The following is a 14,450-nucleotide window of genomic DNA, read 5'->3' as shown; positions in this document are numbered from 1 at the left end:
CCGCCATCGACCCGCGACGCACTACGGACATTCGGCACCATCGAACCCACAGAATCGGCCCCCACAAAGGAATTGTTTCCCGGCAAGTAACCATCAATTTGCCGTAGCGCCATCCAGGAAGCAAACCGCCGTGCCGCGCGGGCGGGGTGCTATCCGCGTCGCCAGGGGGTGGTCGCGAGGGTGGCGGCGTCGGTTTCGGTGAGGTCGATGTCGAAGGTTTCGCCCAGAATCTTGGTGAGCTCGGTGGGGTCGAGATCACGCGAAGTGCCGGTGCCGTCCGGGTATTCCGTGATGAGCGTCAGGTCGTCGAGCACGTAGTGGACCTCGGGCAGGAAGCGCTGGAGGAAGGGCCGGGTGGTGAACGGCGAGCGCGGTGAGGTCGACACGAAGTGGTTGCCGACCGCGTAGTCGATGCGGAACTGCGGGTTCTCGGTGAAGGTGTAGCGGTCGATCCAGCCGTCGCGGCCGAACTGGAACATCACCCACTGGTCGGCCCGACGTTCGAGCCGGTAGCGCCACTCACCGAGGGCGAATTCGCCTGCGCTGTCGACCAATTCGTACGGTTCGAGAGGTCCGAAGCCGAACCCGACATCGCAGATCCACACGCGGTCGTCGTCGGGAGTGGTCACGCGCAGCAGGGCGTGGGTGGCGGGTCGCAGCGCTCCGGTGTCGGCCACCCGTAGGTGACCCGGCCGCTGAGTCCCGAGACACCGAACCCGAGCCGCTCCAGCGCGGCGGCGAAGAGCGCGGCGTTCTCGAAGCAGTACCCACCGCGCCGCTGCCGGATCATCTTGTCCTGCAGCGAAGCGAGGTCAAGGGGGATGCCGCGTCCGAGGATGATCTCGAGATTCTCGAACGGGATGGTGGTGGTGTGGGCGCGTACCAGGGCGCGCAGGGTTTCGACCGAGGCGGTGCGCGGTCCGTCGTAGCCGATCCGGGCCAGGTAGGCGTCCAGATCGAGGTCGTCACCCTGCCAGCCGTGATCGTCGGTCATCGCGTCCCCGTTCCGTTGGTTGTCTTTCGCACAACCACGGTCCGGTGAACGTTTGTTCCCCTGGACTCGGCCCGGCGTAATCGTACAATTCGCGGCCGTTCATTCAGATATCTGATTTTCGAGCCGCGTTTTGTACGATTACGCCGGTTCGTCAGCGCAGCGCGACCTCGGACCCGCGGTGCAACTGCACCGGCGCCGTCTTGCTCGCGGTGTCGGCGTTGATCCCCTTGGCGGCTGGGTTCGCCTGTTCCAGTTGGGGTTTGCGATCCAGCAGCGTCTTGGTCAGCACGCAGGCAAGGTTCGCGTCGAGGTCGTCGCGGACAACGAGCAGGTTGGGCACCACGATGGTCGGGGTATCGGCGGACAGGCCGTAGGTGGCGGCGGGGATCGAGCCCGTCTCGTAGACCGGGTTGATCTCCTTCAGTTTCGGCAGCACTCCGGTGATATCGAGGAAGCGCACCTTGTCCTTGGCTGTGGTGAACAGGTCGGTGATGCCGGGTGTCGGCAGGCCACCGGACCAGAACATGGCGTCGATGGATCCGTCCTTGAGGCCGTCGACGGTCTTGGTCAGGTCAAGGCGCTGGGCGGACACGTCACTGTCGGGGTTGAGACCGGCGGCCTGCAGCACACGCTGGGCGATCACCTCGGTGCCCGATTTGGGCGAGCCGGTGGAGACCCGTTTGCCGCGCAGGTCGGCCAGCGAGTTGATGCCCGCGTCGGTGCGCACGATGACCTGGGTGTAGTTGTCGTAGAGCCGGGCCAGCGCGCGGATCGGCTGTGCGGTGGTGAAGCTGCCCTTGCCCGCGACCGCGTCGGCCGCGGAGTCGGCGAGGGAGAAGCCGACCTGGTAGGTGCCGCCGACGACCTGCTGGATGTTCTGCACCGAGGCGCCGGTTTCGGCCGCGGTGGCCTTGACGGTGCCGTTGGTGGCGGTCGAGATCTGTTCGGCGTAGGCGTTGCCGAGCGCGAAGTACACACCGGTGGCGTTGCCGGTGGCGATACCGATCCTGGTGTCCTGCTTCACTTCACAGGTCACCTCACCGCCCGCGTCGGCCGTCGGGGTGTCCTGGCGGCCACCACAGCCGGTGAGCAATGCCGCGGCCGCGACCACGGCGACAATACTTCTGACCATCAGGTCCCCTCTCGTCGACGGCGATGCCGCCGGTTCGATGTGAATTACGGTGTGTCCGTGGCTGTTCGCCGCGTGCGATCGACGAGCCCCGCCACCGCGGCGACGACCAGCAACCCGAGCCCGATCCCGGTGGCGATCGGATTCGGGTACAGCAGTGTCAGGCCTGCCGCAGCGGCCAGTCCGCGCGGGATCGGTCCGATGGCGCCGATCCCGAACAACCAGCCGCCGGTCGCCGCCGCCAGCGCCGCGACACCCACGCAGGCGGCGGCGCTCACCCACAGCACGTCGAGCCACGGGCCGCGCCCGAGCAGGTGCTGCCCGGAGTCGGTGAGCACGAACATCAGTGGCACCAGGAAGGCAGGCAGGGCGTAGCGCAGGGCGTGCCACATCGTCGGCATCGCCTTCGCGCCGGTCACCGCCGCCGCACCGACGGCGGCCAGCGCGGTCGGCGGGGTCACTTCCGAGAGCACCGAGAAGTAGAAGACGAACATGGCCGCGGCCGGTGCGGCGACGTGCAGGTCGAGCAGCGCGGGCCCGATGATCACCCAGCCGATCACGAACGACGCCGTCACCGGGACCGCCAGACCGAGCAGCGACAAGGCGATCGCCGCCAGCACAGCGGTGGTCGCCAGGACGATCGCGGGATCATCCGACAGTGCGGAGCCGGCTTTGACCAGCAGCGCGGCCAATTGCGCGCCGAGTCCGGTCTTGGTGGTCATCGCGGTGATCACACCTGCTGCCGCACACACCGCGACCACGGGCAGTGCCGAACGCATGCCGAGCGAGAGTGCGCGCAAGGCCTCGATCGCGAACTGCGTCACAGTTTTTCGCGTCCAGCGATGCCCGTCCCGCGTGGCCGCCTCCTTGGTCGAGGTCATGCCGTCCGCTGGGGTATGCGCATCGTCGCGAGCCTGGTCGGCCGTCGTTGCGTCCCGGATATTCTGTGCGGCACCACGTTTCACCATGGCGGCCGTCGCGGCTCCGGTATCCACCTCGTCGGATCCGCGCAGCATCCGATCCGGGATGGCCAGCAGCAGCGCCAGCACGGTCGCATAGACGACAGCTCGCGTCGCACTCACCCCGACCAACAGCAGCACAACGATCACGATCAGCGACGAGAAGTGATACCCGAAGCGCCCCAGCAGTTTCCACCACGGCGTCGGCAGCGGCCCGTCCGCCAGATCCGCCGGTGCGCGCCCGTCCGCGTGGATGCGGCGCGCGTCGATCTCGACCGACAGCAGAATCCCGAGGTAATACAGCAGCGTCGGGATCAGCGCCCACCCGAGCACCGTCACATACGACACATCGAGATACTCGGCGACGATGAACGCCGCGACACCCAACGTCGGCGGCGACAGAATCGCACCGACACCGGCCGCGGCCAGCATCCCGCCCGCCTGCTCGGGCCGGTATCCGGCCTTGCGCAGAATCGGCCAGGTCACCGCACCGGTACTCACCGCGGTCGCGGTCCCCGACCCCGAAACGGTCCCGAGCAAAAACCCCGACGCCACCGCCGTACGGCCCGCCGCACTGTGCGAGCGACGGAACAGCGAGACGGACAGTTCGACGAAGAACCGTGCGGCACCGGAGAATTCGAGCACCGCACCGTACAGCGTGAACAACACGATGTAACTGGCTGCCACATCCAACGGAGTGCCGTAGAACCCACTGCCGGAGTTGTACAGCGCGTCGACGATCTGATCGACATCGAGCCCCGCGTGGGCGATCGACCAATCCTGCGGCAACAGCCCGCCGTAATACCCGTACGCCAGAAACACCAGACACACGATCGGCAAGATCACCCCGGTCGTCCGCCTGCACGCCTCGAGCACGAGCACCAGCAGCAACCCACCCATCACCACATCGAGCGGCGCCAGCATTCCCTGCCGGTCGAGAAACGCGTCGTATCCCCCACCCGCGTCACCGATCCGAATCGGCAGCACCGGATACAAACACACCACCAGGGTGACCCCGGCCAACACCCAGTCGAGCACCGAAGGCCCGTCAGCCCGGTCCAGCGGCCCCCACCACGACCGATAGCTCAAATACACCAACGGCAACGCGACAGCCAGAAAAACAACCAGGTAGTACTGACTCCCCTGCGCCAACGGTCGAAACACCTGCCACACCGACAAAAATGCCAGACCGAGCGCAACAACCCCCACCAGCCGCCCGGTAAACCCCGAGAGCACCCGAGCAGGCCGCTCCTCGTCATCCACCCCCAGCTCAGCCGCAGTAACAACCGGTGGCGCTGCGTTCATGAGCGGACGATAGCAACGAGATTCCCACCCCGGGAGCGAAACCGACAACCACACCGCCTGCACAAAATGGACACTACGAAGGGGTGGATAATGTTGTCGTGGCTGCGATGCGACGAATTGTTCTGATGGGAACGTCGGGATCCGGCAAGACCACGCTGGCCCGCCAGATCTCACACCAGCTCGACATCCCACACATCGAACTGGATGCGATCCATCACCAACCGAACTGGACTCCGATGTCCGCGCCCGATTTCCAGGCCGCCGTTGCCGAGCAGATCGCCGGGGACGCCTGGGTGGTCGACGGCAACTATCGGGGCAAACTCGGCGATCTCGTGTGGCAGCGCGCCGATACGGTGGCGTGGTTCGATCTGCCGCGGTCGCTGGTCATGCGCCAGATCGTCCGCCGGACCGTGGGCCGGTTCCTGACCGGGCGTGAGCTCTGGAACGGCAACCGCGAGCGCTTGGCGAACATGCTCTCCCTCGATCCCCAACGGTCGGTGATCATGTGGGCGTGGACGACCCACGCGAAGAATCGATCCGGCTACCTTGCCGCACAATCGGATCCGGCGTATCAGCACCTCACGTTCGTGCGGCTGGGTTCACACCGTGCGGCCGCCGCATTCCTCGGTGGGCTCTCCCCTTCGCAGTAATCGATCCTCGAGGTGCGCCCGGTTGTCGGTGCCCGCGCCTACTATCCCGGTCATGCTCTCGATCGATATCGCGCAGCGTCGCGCCCGCCTGGCGGTCAGGCATCGTCTCGCGCCGTCGGCCCGCTCGACCGACCCTGTCGACATCGCGCGTTCGATGGTGGTCCTGCATGCCACCGACCCTGCGACAGTGTTTCTTTCGGTCGGCGCTCGTGGCGTGGACCTGACACCGGCTGATGTCGAGAAGGCGTTGTACGACGACCGTTCCCTGATTCGGATGCTCGCCATGCGTCGCACGATGTTCGTCGCGCCGACCGAGCTGCTGCCGGTGCTGCAGGCATCCACCTGCGATGCGCTGGCCCACAAGCAACGCCGTACGTACGGCCGCTATATCGAGCAGGCCGGCGTGATCGACGGCGATATCGCAACGTGGCTGGCCGATGTCGAATCAGAAACCCACGCGGCGTTGCTGTCCCGCGGCGCGGCGACCGGCGCTCAGCTGAGCAAAGACGTGCCACGCCTGCGCACCCAGATCGACACCGCTCCCGGCAAGTCCTATTCCAAACCGACCAGCATCACCACCTGGGTGCTCGTGGTGCTCGGCGCCGAGGGCCGGATCGTGCGCGGCCGCCCGAACGGCAGCTGGACCAGCAGCCAGTACACCTGGGCGCCCGTGGAAACCTGGCTATCAGAAGGATTTTCACCACTCCCAGCCGCCGAGGCCCGCGTCGAGCTGGTCCGTCAGTGGCTGTACACCTTCGGCCCGGCCCCGATCACCGACCTGAAATGGTGGACCGGCTGGACCCTCAGCGAAGTCCGAAAAGCCTTGGCGGAACTGGACACAGTAGAAGTAGACCTCGACGGCACCCCCGGCATACTCCTCGCCGACGACCTCGCCCCCGTCCCCACCCCCGAACCCTGGGCAGCCCTGCTCCCCGCCCTCGACCCCACCCCCATGGGCTGGCAATCCCGAGACTGGTTCCTCGGCCCCCACGCCCCTGCCCTCTTCGACACCAACGGCAACATCGGCCCCTCCATCTGGGCCGACGGTCGCATAGTCGGCGGCTGGGCCCAACGCCCCGACGGCGAAGTAGTAACCCGCCTCCTCGAAGATGTGGGCACCGATACCCGAAAACTCATCGAAGCCGAAACAGCCCGCACCACAACCTGGTTCGGGGAAACCCGAGCCATCCCCCGCTTCCGCACCCCCCTCCAACGCGAACTCACCGCTTGAGAGCTATCCGCTGACCGCTTTCGGGAAAACTTCACGAGCCTCGACTCTTGTTTCCCGGGCATGACGACGATCGACTCCCCTCGACAATCGCCCTTCTCCCGAAATGTCTGCGCCACATTGCTGCCGTTCATCACAGACATCGCGGTCAGTGGTCCGGGACTGCCTACACCGAGCTCGAGGCAGTTTTCTGGCGCGCTAGGGGGCACCTCGCCGTGCTCTTGTTCGTCCCATAATCCTTTGAAGTCGGGCAGGTGCCACCAACACACCGCTCCGCCAGCACAGTTCGTTTGCTGGATGATCTGTGTCCGCGTGGCGGGTGGCGATGTCGCGGCGGGGAACTGCGGCACGAGCGGAGTTGTCGAGCTGGGCCCGGCATCAGGTGACGGGCCGGCCGGCCGCGCTGATGTCGACGGATCAACAGAGCTGCCCGCCGGACCTGCCCAACGGTCGCCAGACTTCCGGCAGCATTCTGCCGGTTTGTCGCTGCTGGCCACGAAGACACCCCGCCAGACAAGAGATCGGCAGAATACTACCGATTATGTCCAATTTCGAGTACTCTCTACAAGCAGAGCTATCAATTCGGCAATATTCTGCTGATCGGAGGTGGACCGTGGATGTACTGAAAGACATCGGGGCGAAGATCCGGGTGGAGCGCCGCCGCCACCACCTGACCCAAGAGCAGCTTGCCGAAGTGGCGGATACCTCCACGCGCACGGTTCGCGATATCGAACAGGGTCGAGGTTCGACCAGCATCGGCACGGTCACTGCGGTGGCCGGCGCACTGGGACTGACGCTGACGGTGTCGCCGTGACGGACTTCGAAGCGCTACGCAGGGTCAGCAGCGCTGATGTCTACAAGGCAGGCCATCTTGCTGCCTCCATCCGCAGAACCGACGATGGTGGTACCGAATTCCGGTACATACCTGAGTATTCCGGCGATCCGATCGCATCGACATTGCCCCTCGACACTGAACCGGTTACCGGCGGATCAGGGTCGGTCCCGCCGTTCTTCGCGGGACTTCTGCCAGAGGGACACCGCTTGACGGTGCTTCGTCGTGCGGTAAAGACCAGCGCCGACGACGAACTCAGCCTGCTCCTCGCCGTCGGTGCCGATGTCCCCGGTGATGTTCAGGTTTTTCCCGCCGGTGCGGACCCTGTCGACGTTCCCGCGCTCGTCGACTGCATGTCAGCGGACGAGCTCGAATTCGACCGGCTCATAGACGACGTCGACCGGCAGGCCATTCCAGGCATCCAGAACAAGGCGAGCGCGTCGATGATCAGTACGCCGATCGCAGCCGGCTTCGGTCGATTCATCCTGAAGCTGTCACAGCCGGAATACCCGCATCTGATCGAGAACGAAGCCGCACACCTGGCCGCGGCGCGAGCATTGAAGTTGGAGGTCGCTGGTTCGGATCTCGTGCATGACAAATCCGGGCAGCCAGGCTTGCTTGTCCGCCGCTTCGACCGTGTCCACGAAGGTGATGCGTGGCGTCGTCTCGCATTCGAAGATGCAACCCAACTGCTCGGATTGCCGCCATCGGCGAAGTACAACGTCGACACGATCGATGTTGTCGCAGCGATCACCGGGATGGTTCGCGCCCCTGTCCTCGCAGCACGAAATCTCTACTTGCAGTTCCTCTTCGCGTGGTTGACCGGCAACGGTGACCTACACGGGAAGAACGTCGGCGTCCTCCAGGACAGCGAGGGGCGCTGGGATGCCGCACCCATCTACGACATCCCCTGCACCTTGATATACGACGACGATTCGATGGCGCTGCCGATCGCCGGACGCACCAAGGGTTTACGGCCGAAGCACTGGTCCGCTTTCGCCGCAGAAATCGGCCTGCCGTCCAAAGCCGCGACATCCGCGCAACGCCTTGCGCTCCGCGCGGCCGCGACGGTCGATCTCGACCGGCTGCCCTTTACCGGGTCACCCTTGAACAGAACTCGTCGTGAGCTGCGCTTGCGCCGCGGCGAGTTGGAGCAGACGCTCGACTCGTAGCACCCCCGGCTCGATATCGGTTGGAGTCCCGATCCGCAGACACATCCGTCATAGTGTTCACATGAATACCGAACAGCCCGAATGGATTCGACTGCTGGCCTATGACGCCGTCAAGGGCGCACCGCGACCGATCAGTGCCCTGCGCGGTTGACTGCGTGACCGCGGAGTCGACTGGATGCCGTTTTCCGCCGAAGACATCCGCTTCGATCTCATGCGTGCCCAGCATGCCGACGGCCGCATCGGCTGTGTCGTCGGTGTAGCGGTCCGCGGCGAGGCCCTGTACCCGCTGGGCCTGCACCCCGACCAACCGGAATCGCAGCCGATGCACCCGTCGCCACCCGCTTGGTGGCATGCTGCCGCTGAGCGCACATAGCTCTGAGCTGCGGGGATTCAGCGCAAAGACGGTTCGGCTTGGGCCGGGTGGACCCACAGTGCGACCACGCGCGGCTCTCTGTCGGGGCCGATGTCGCCGTATAGCGGCACCACTCGGTCCCAGAATTCCCAGATGCGCGAGCGCATGTCGGCGTCGCCGGGGTTGGCCAGGCGCCAGCCGATGGCGAGGGACAGGATGTCGGGGGCGTCGAGGACCAGTTCGATGTGGGCGTTGGGGAAGCGGTCGAGGTACAGCCGGATGGCTTGGGTGAGTTGGTCGGCGGCGGCGCGCAGGTCGTGGCCGCCGTTGCCGTCACCGCGTAGGTCGAGGGTCGGTTCGTCGGCGGTGGCGCCGTAGCCGACGGCGAAGACGGGGGCGCGGCCGCCGGTGTCGGCCAGTTCGGTGGCGGTCAGCCGACGTCCTGCCGATGATGTCGCGGCGACCACCTCGGCCATGTCACCTTCGGAGACTGCGATCAGTAGTCGGATCCTTTGTGCGGCAGCATCTTCGGTTGGCCCATCGGGCAACAGGACCGGGGCGCCGTGCACCATCGCGGCGTGGCGCAGTTGCGGCAACGGCGCGAACGGTGCCGCCGAATGCGTGCCGGTCGCCGGGTAGGAGAAGGCTGCCGGTGGGCCGCCTTCGTCGACGGCCACCAGCCAGGTGCCGGGCCGGGGCAGCCAGTCGTAGCCGATCGAGACCGCCACCGGCCAGGCGAAGTCGGGCACCACCGAGTAGCCGGAGTCGCTGCTGTCGGCGTTGAGCGCGGCGTCGAAGATCGCTCGAACCTCGCCGACGATGCCGCGCAGATCCACCGCTCCATCGGACGTGGCGGTCGAAAAGGTGCGCCGGACCGCGCACAGATCCTGGGTCTGCTCCGCTGCGGCCGAGATGGCGGCCCCGTGCAGTGACGGCACCCGACTGCTGTCGGCGCGCAGGTAGTACAGCGTCCCGGAAGTGTTCCTGCGCCACAGATACCGCAACTGGAGCAACGCCACCAGCAGGAACAACGCCAGCAGAGCGAAGAACACGATGATCTGCGCCAGTGCGGCGGGCAGCAGATCCTCGGCCACCAGACCCATCACCGTGACCAGCAATGTCGAACACAACGCCAGAAGGAGCGGTAGCCCGTACTGATTCCAGCGGTTCATCCAGCGAGGTTACCGGCAGGCGGTCGGCCGATCACGGAAGCCGATCCGCATGTCCACCACCGATCACCGCAGGTCAGCGGCTCACATGTCCAAGCCGAGATCGAGCACACGGACCGAGTGGGTCAGCGCGCCGATGGCCAGGTAGTCGACGCCGGTGCCCGCGTACTCAGCGGCCTGATCGAGCGAAAGTCCGCCGGAGGACTCGAGTTTCGTGTCGGGCGCGTTGGTATTGCGGCGCTGAACAGCGGCTTGGGTCTGCCAGAGCGGGAAGTTGTCCAGCAGCACGAGTTCGACGTTCTCGGCGAGCACCGCATCGAGTTGTTCGAGGCTGTCGACCTCGACCTCACAGGCGATATCCGGTGCCAGTTCGCGGACCGCGCGCAAGGCGTTGACGACCGAACCCGCCGCCACGACATGGTTGTCCTTGATCAGCGCGGCATCACCGAGCCCCATCCGGTGGTTCACGCCACCGCCGACCCGGACCGCGTACTTCTGCAGGGCGCGCAGGCCCGGCAGGGTTTTGCGGCTGTCACGGATTTTGCAGTCGGTGCCCTCGACCGCGTCGACCCACGCGGCGGTCGCGGTCGCGATCCCGGACAGGTGGCAGACGAGGTTGAGCATGGTCCGTTCGGCGGTGAGCAGGCCGCGCGTGGGGGCGACGATGCTCAGTACCGAGGTGCCGGGCTCCACCCGGGTGCCGTCGGCGACGCGCGCGGTGATCTCGTAGGTGCCCGCGCCGAGCACTTCGTCGAGCACGAGCAGCCCGACGTCCAGGCCCGCGACGGTACCGTGCTGACGCGAGACCACCGAGGCCTTGCTCACCGCGTCCGCGGGGACGGTGGCGATCGTGGTGACATCGGGGCCGTATCGCAGGTCCTCGTCGAGGGCGGTGCGGATCAGCGTCAGCAGCTCATCACGGTCGAGGGTGGCATCCAGAGCCATCACTGCACTCCTGTTCTCGCCGCGACTGTGCGCCGCGTCGATCGGCGAAGACTTCGTCTCCTGCGGAATTTCTTGTACAACAACCGGTCTCGGCATCAGCGGAACCCTCACCCAGTCAGCTGAATGATGCGGTTGACGGGCCGGCCGATGACGCGTCGACTACTCGCATCGCAGCCCCGTCGACACCGGCTCGAAATCGACTGCCACGGTGGACAGTTCGAGATCACCGTGCCTACCGAGACGAACAGCGGTGCTGTGCCGCTGCCGGTCGACGGCCTCGGGATACTCCGAACGCGTGTGGCAGCCCCTGCTCTCGGTGCGCGCCGCCGCCGCGAGCAACAGCGCACGCGCCGTCACCGTGAGCGCCGAGTCCTCGATACGTCGAAGCTGCCGGGCAGCTACCGAACCGGACACAGTAGGTTTCGACCCTGCTGCTACCACCGAGTTGCCGGCGTCGACACGGCTGCACCCCGAACCCTCGATGGGATCGAGCAGCGACGTCGCCGCCTCGATCCGCTCCAGCGCCTCAGCGAGTCCGCCACCGTCACGCACCACAGAGGCGTGCGCGGTCATCGCTTGCTGCACGATCGCACGGTCGGCGAATTCGACTGTCCCCGCACCGATGTCGTCGACCCGAGCCCGCACACCGAGTCGCTCGGCAGCCGCCGCGCCAGCCCGTTCACCGACTACCAGCCCCTCGAGCAAACTGTTGGATGCCAGCCGGTTGGCACCGTGGAGCCCGGTCCGCGCGACCTCTCCGGCCGCGTAGAGACCGGGTACTTCGGTCCGCCCGTGGGTATCGGTGAGCACGCCACCGCATTGGTAGTGCGCGGCGGGCGCGACCGGAATCAGTTGCGCCGCAGGGTCGATACCCGTCGCCAGGCACGAGGCGGTGATCGTCGGGAAACGCTGGGCGAATCCCTCGATGGCCCGAGCGTCCAGGAACACATGATCGGTACCCGTCGCCCGCATCCGCTCCGCGATCGCCCGCGACACCACATCCCGCGGCGCCAGATCGCCACGCGGATGCACTCCGGCGGTTACCGAGTTCCCTTGGAAGTCAACGAGTATCGCACCTTCTCCGCGAACGGCTTCGCTGATCAACGGGCGGCGGCCCACGCCGCCCGGCGTATAGAGCACCGTCGGATGGAACTGCACGAACTCGAGATCGGCCACTGCCGCCCCGGCCCGCAAGGCCAACGCCACACCGTCGGCGGTAGCTCCCGGCGGATTGGTGCTCAGGGCGTAGAGCTGCCCGAGCCCACCGGTTGCGAGCAGCACGGCAGGCGTGTGCACGACACCGAAACCATTGTCCGACACCGCGATAACGCCCTGCACACCCTGTGCACCGGTCACCACACGCAATGCGGCGGCACCGAATATCACCGGCAACCCGGCTGCATTGAGTGCACGCTGCACCTCGGCGCCAGTCGCGTCCCCACCGGCGTGAATGATGCGCCGGGCGCTGTGCCCGCCCTCACGAGTACGCGAGATCTGCCCGTCACGACCGAGATCGAACACCGCACCGAGGTCGGTCAGCGCGGCAACCGCCGCCTGACCACCCTCGACGATCGAACGCACCGCGTCGACCTCGCACAACCCGGCACCGGCCTCGACCGTGTCACGTACATGCGAGTCGACCGAATCACGCTGGGGCGCAACAACTGCGATGCCACCTTGGGCGTACTGCGTCGACGTATCGGTGGGACCGCCCTTGCTCAGAATGAGCACCCGCAGCCCACGCAACGAGGCCGTGCGCGCCGCGGTGAGTCCCGCGACGCCACCGCCGATGACCACCAGGTCGACCTCGGCCTCCCAGGAAACCATCATGGTCGACTACCGACTCGGCCGAACGCCGCCGGTCACTCGCCACCGCCGGAGTTGCCGATCGCGATCATCCGCTGCACGGACGCCCGCCCGGCCTCGGCCATCGCCAGGTCGACGTGCACCTCGTCGGCGCCCTCGACCAGGCACCGCAGCAGCGCGGCCGGGGTGATCATCTTCATGTACTTGCACGACGCGCGATCGTTGACGGCCTGGAAGTCGATCCCGGGCGCGGCCTTGCGCAGCTGGTGCAGCATGCCGATCTCGGTCGCCACCAGCACCTGGTTCGAGGTCGACGCCTTCGCCGCGTCGATCATCCCGCCGGTCGACAGGATGTGCACCCGCTCGGCCGGGAAGGCGCCCTCGCCGGCCAGGTACAGCGCCGAGGTGGCGCAACCGCACTCCGGGTGCACGAACAGCTCGGCGTCGGGGTGGGTGCGGGCCTGCTCGGTGAGCTCGTCGCCGTTGATGCCGGCGTGCACGTGGCACTCACCCGCCCAGATGTGCATGTTCTCGCGGCCGGTCTCGCGCTTCACGTGCGCACCGAGGAACTGGTCGGGCAGGAACAGCACCTCACGGTCGGGGTCGATCGAGTCGACCACGTCGACGGCGTTGGAGGAGGTGCAGCAGATGTCGGTGAGCGCCTTCACCTCGGCGGTGGTGTTCACATACGACACCACCATCGCGTCGGGGTGCTCGGCCTTCCACGCACGCAGTTCCTCGGCTGAGATCGAATCCGCCAGCGAGCAACCGGCGCGCTGATCCGGGATGAGCACGGTCTTGGCCGGGCTGAGGATCTTGGCGGTCTCGGCCATGAAGTGCACGCCGCAGAACACGATCGTGTCCTCTTCGGCCTCGGCCGCGATGCGTGAGAGTGCCAGCGAGTCGCCGACGTGGTCGGCCACGTCCTGGATCTCGGGCAACTGGTAGTTGTGCGCGAGGATGGTCGCATTGCGTTCGCGCGCCAGGCGGCGCACTTCCTGCGCCCACTCCGGCGTCGCTTCGACACCCGCGAACCCGCCGGGTCCATCGAAGATCGAGTCCATCAGCGTCTGCTGTGCAGTCGTCGTCGCCATGGTGGCTCCCTTCCTCGTGCGAGCGGCTCCATCGCCGCGATTCGCACCAAACCAGGTTTTCGACTTATAATCGAAAACGTGCCCCATAGTAACACCATCCACGAATCACTCACCGCGGTGTTCCAGGTTCGCCGCTTTCCCGTCGACGTTTCCGCAGGTAGGAGCACCAAGCACCCGGAACTGGCGGTGCTGCTGTGGGAACGCGCGCTCGATCCGCAGATCGGCACGTGGTCACTACCCGGTGGCCGCCTTCGCGACGACGAGGACCTCGACACCTCCGCCCGCCGCCAGCTCGCCGAGAAGGTCGACGTGCGCGACCTACACCACCTCGAACAGCTGTCGGTGTTCAGCGACCCCGACCGGGTCCCCGCCCCGCGCCGCATCGCCTCGGCCTACCTCGGCCTGGTCCCCCTCACCACCGAGCCCGAACTCCCCTCCGACACCACCTGGCACCCGGTCTCGAACCTGCCCGACATGTCCTTCGACCACCGCACCGTCGTCGACCACGCCCGCACCCGCCTGGCCTCCAAACTCTCCTACACCAACATCGCCTACGCCCTGGCCCCCGACACCTTCACCATGTCGACCCTGCGCGAAATCTATTGCGCCGCACTCGGCTACGACGTAGACACCACCAACCTCCAACGAGTCCTCACCCGCCGCAAGGTGATCACCCCCACCGGCGCCACCGCACCCCCCGGCCGAGCAGGCGGCCGCCCCGCCGCCCTCTACCGCTTCACCGACTCCGGCCTCCGCGTCACCGACGAATTCGCCGCCCTCCGCCCCCCGAATTGACTTTTCGCTCACAGCAGCAA

At 66.5% G+C, this 14,450-nt stretch carries 14 protein-coding genes; 6 read left to right on the top strand and 8 right to left on the bottom strand.

Annotated elements, in window-relative coordinates; all coding sequences use genetic code 11:
• Positions 1 to 149: 149 nt before the first annotated feature.
• From ACFW6D_RS26885 to ACFW6D_RS26870, 4 genes are all read right to left on the bottom strand, one after another.
• On the bottom strand, positions 150 to 677 hold the full coding sequence (locus ACFW6D_RS26885) for an arylamine N-acetyltransferase (protein ID WP_379332594.1): 528 nt from the start codon (positions 675 to 677) through the stop codon (positions 150 to 152).
• Positions 626 to 994 carry an arylamine N-acetyltransferase gene (locus ACFW6D_RS26880; protein ID WP_379332592.1) on the bottom strand — a complete coding sequence of 123 codons (369 nt, stop codon included), beginning with the start codon at positions 992 to 994 and terminating at the stop codon, positions 626 to 628. The genes ACFW6D_RS26885 and ACFW6D_RS26880 overlap by 52 nt, the downstream gene beginning before the upstream one ends.
• A gap of 151 nt (positions 995 to 1,145) precedes the next feature.
• Positions 1,146 to 2,126, bottom strand: coding sequence for a TAXI family TRAP transporter solute-binding subunit (locus ACFW6D_RS26875; protein WP_379332590.1), 981 nt, complete (start codon positions 2,124 to 2,126; stop codon positions 1,146 to 1,148).
• A gap of 44 nt (positions 2,127 to 2,170) precedes the next feature.
• Positions 2,171 to 4,387, bottom strand: coding sequence for a TRAP transporter permease (locus ACFW6D_RS26870; protein WP_379332588.1), 2,217 nt, complete (start codon positions 4,385 to 4,387; stop codon positions 2,171 to 2,173).
• Positions 4,388 to 4,512: 125 nt separating this feature from the next.
• On the opposite strand from ACFW6D_RS26870, the gene ACFW6D_RS26865 reads away from it, so the two are divergent.
• From ACFW6D_RS26865 to ACFW6D_RS26845, 5 genes are all read left to right on the top strand, one after another.
• Positions 4,513 to 5,037: a hypothetical protein gene (locus ACFW6D_RS26865; RefSeq protein WP_379332586.1), complete on the top strand. Its 525-nt coding sequence runs from the start codon at positions 4,513 to 4,515 to the stop codon at positions 5,035 to 5,037.
• Between the two features lie 52 nt (positions 5,038 to 5,089).
• On the top strand, positions 5,090 to 6,268 hold the full coding sequence (locus ACFW6D_RS26860; RefSeq protein ID WP_379332584.1) for a winged helix DNA-binding domain-containing protein: 1,179 nt from the start codon (positions 5,090 to 5,092) through the stop codon (positions 6,266 to 6,268).
• Positions 6,269 to 6,806: 538 nt separating this feature from the next.
• A complete protein-coding gene (locus ACFW6D_RS26855) occupies positions 6,807 to 7,079 on the top strand; it encodes a helix-turn-helix transcriptional regulator (protein WP_379332582.1) in 273 nt (90 codons plus the stop codon).
• A complete protein-coding gene (locus ACFW6D_RS26850; protein ID WP_379332580.1) occupies positions 7,076 to 8,269 on the top strand; it encodes a type II toxin-antitoxin system HipA family toxin in 1,194 nt (397 codons plus the stop codon). The genes ACFW6D_RS26855 and ACFW6D_RS26850 overlap by 4 nt, the downstream gene beginning before the upstream one ends.
• 175 nt (positions 8,270 to 8,444) lie before the next feature.
• On the top strand, positions 8,445 to 8,642 hold the full coding sequence (locus tag ACFW6D_RS26845; protein WP_379235062.1) for a hypothetical protein: 198 nt from the start codon (positions 8,445 to 8,447) through the stop codon (positions 8,640 to 8,642).
• A gap of 17 nt (positions 8,643 to 8,659) precedes the next feature.
• Here ACFW6D_RS26845 and ACFW6D_RS26840 read toward each other — a convergent pair whose 3' ends face one another.
• The 4 genes from ACFW6D_RS26840 to nadA form a co-directional block, all read right to left on the bottom strand.
• Positions 8,660 to 9,793 (bottom strand): hypothetical protein, encoded by a 1,134-nt coding sequence (locus ACFW6D_RS26840; protein ID WP_379332578.1) that lies wholly within the window; start codon positions 9,791 to 9,793, stop codon positions 8,660 to 8,662.
• A gap of 81 nt (positions 9,794 to 9,874) precedes the next feature.
• Positions 9,875 to 10,735, bottom strand: coding sequence for a carboxylating nicotinate-nucleotide diphosphorylase (gene nadC, locus ACFW6D_RS26835; RefSeq protein WP_379332576.1), 861 nt, complete (start codon positions 10,733 to 10,735; stop codon positions 9,875 to 9,877).
• A gap of 159 nt (positions 10,736 to 10,894) precedes the next feature.
• Positions 10,895 to 12,565, bottom strand: coding sequence for an L-aspartate oxidase (locus tag ACFW6D_RS26830; RefSeq protein WP_379332574.1), 1,671 nt, complete (start codon positions 12,563 to 12,565; stop codon positions 10,895 to 10,897).
• A 32-nt stretch (positions 12,566 to 12,597) separates the two neighbouring features.
• Positions 12,598 to 13,635 carry a quinolinate synthase NadA gene (gene nadA / locus ACFW6D_RS26825; RefSeq protein ID WP_379332572.1) on the bottom strand — a complete coding sequence of 346 codons (1,038 nt, stop codon included), beginning with the start codon at positions 13,633 to 13,635 and terminating at the stop codon, positions 12,598 to 12,600.
• 78 nt (positions 13,636 to 13,713) lie between these two features.
• Here nadA and ACFW6D_RS26820 point away from each other — a divergent pair, with 78 nt between their 5' ends.
• A complete protein-coding gene (locus ACFW6D_RS26820) occupies positions 13,714 to 14,430 on the top strand; it encodes an NUDIX domain-containing protein (protein ID WP_379332570.1) in 717 nt (238 codons plus the stop codon).
• The last annotated feature ends 20 nt before the right edge of the window (positions 14,431 to 14,450 follow it).

Source organism: Nocardia sp. NPDC058705, assembly GCF_042749305.1.
Taxonomy (GTDB): domain Bacteria; phylum Actinomycetota; class Actinomycetes; order Mycobacteriales; family Mycobacteriaceae; genus Nocardia.
The sequence above is the reverse complement of the archived record's forward strand: the minus strand, read 5'-3'. Positions and strand labels throughout refer to the sequence as shown.

Bases quoted from the DNA above. Each gene is read 5' to 3' on its own strand.
- ACFW6D_RS26870 (WP_379332588.1), bottom strand. From the start codon at position 4,387: ATGAACGCAGCGCCACCGGTTGTTACTGCGGCTGAGCTGGGGGTGGAT.
- ACFW6D_RS26875 (WP_379332590.1), bottom strand. From the start codon at position 2,126: ATGGTCAGAAGTATTGTCGCCGTGGTCGCGGCCGCGGCATTGCTCACC.
- ACFW6D_RS26880 (WP_379332592.1), bottom strand. From the start codon at position 994: ATGACCGACGATCACGGCTGGCAGGGTGACGACCTCGATCTGGACGCC.
- ACFW6D_RS26855 (WP_379332582.1), top strand. From the start codon at position 6,807: ATGTCCAATTTCGAGTACTCTCTACAAGCAGAGCTATCAATTCGGCAA.
- ACFW6D_RS26830 (WP_379332574.1), bottom strand. From the start codon at position 12,565: ATGATGGTTTCCTGGGAGGCCGAGGTCGACCTGGTGGTCATCGGCGGT.
- nadC (WP_379332576.1), bottom strand. From the start codon at position 10,735: ATGGCTCTGGATGCCACCCTCGACCGTGATGAGCTGCTGACGCTGATC.
- nadA (WP_379332572.1), bottom strand. From the start codon at position 13,635: ATGGCGACGACGACTGCACAGCAGACGCTGATGGACTCGATCTTCGAT.
- ACFW6D_RS26840 (WP_379332578.1), bottom strand. From the start codon at position 9,793: ATGAACCGCTGGAATCAGTACGGGCTACCGCTCCTTCTGGCGTTGTGT.
- ACFW6D_RS26860 (WP_379332584.1), top strand. From the start codon at position 5,090: ATGCTCTCGATCGATATCGCGCAGCGTCGCGCCCGCCTGGCGGTCAGG.
- ACFW6D_RS26845 (WP_379235062.1), top strand. From the start codon at position 8,445: ATGCCGTTTTCCGCCGAAGACATCCGCTTCGATCTCATGCGTGCCCAG.
- ACFW6D_RS26865 (WP_379332586.1), top strand. From the start codon at position 4,513: ATGGGAACGTCGGGATCCGGCAAGACCACGCTGGCCCGCCAGATCTCA.